The organism is Hymenobacter crusticola, from assembly GCF_002154225.1.
In the GTDB taxonomy this organism is placed as follows: Bacteria; Bacteroidota; Bacteroidia; order Cytophagales; family Hymenobacteraceae; genus Hymenobacter; species Hymenobacter crusticola.
Genome location: NZ_MTSE01000143.1, coordinates 1 through 388, shown reverse-complemented (window position 1 = coordinate 388; position 388 = coordinate 1). Strand labels below are relative to the sequence as shown.

At 63.9% G+C, this 388-nt stretch carries 1 protein-coding gene; it reads left to right on the top strand.

All coding sequences use genetic code 11. The features are described 5' to 3' along the window. A partial coding sequence (locus BXP70_RS30460; protein ID WP_218779912.1) for a hypothetical protein occupies nucleotides 1–180 on the top strand: 180 nt, incomplete at its 5' end. Nucleotides 181–388: the final 208 nt, after the last annotated feature.

The following is a 388-nucleotide window of genomic DNA, read 5'->3' as shown; positions in this document are numbered from 1 at the left end:
TACTTCCAGAGCACGCCCTCGCGGCGCAGCGTTTGGCCAGCGCCCCAGCCTTCGACGCTGGCCGAGAACCTGGTGCTGCAATGTCAGATCGCCCCGGTGCGCCTGAGTCTGCATCCCAGCCTGCCCGAGGAAATCGCCCAGGACACGCGCACCTTATTCCAACAGCTCTTCGGCGAATAGGGGCCCGCCGCGCGCTTTTGCCCGAAAAGCAGTGTCGAGGGCTCCGGGCTTGTGGCGCGCGCCAGCGTGCTATTTCCGGCACGTCCTTTTGTAATAGACTTCCCGCAACCAGTACGGCTGAACTAGGTACGCAGCATGGCTAGTATGGCTGGGCTACGAGCCACGCCATGGCGAGGGGCTCCTGGTCAAAGGTGCGGTAGACGACGGG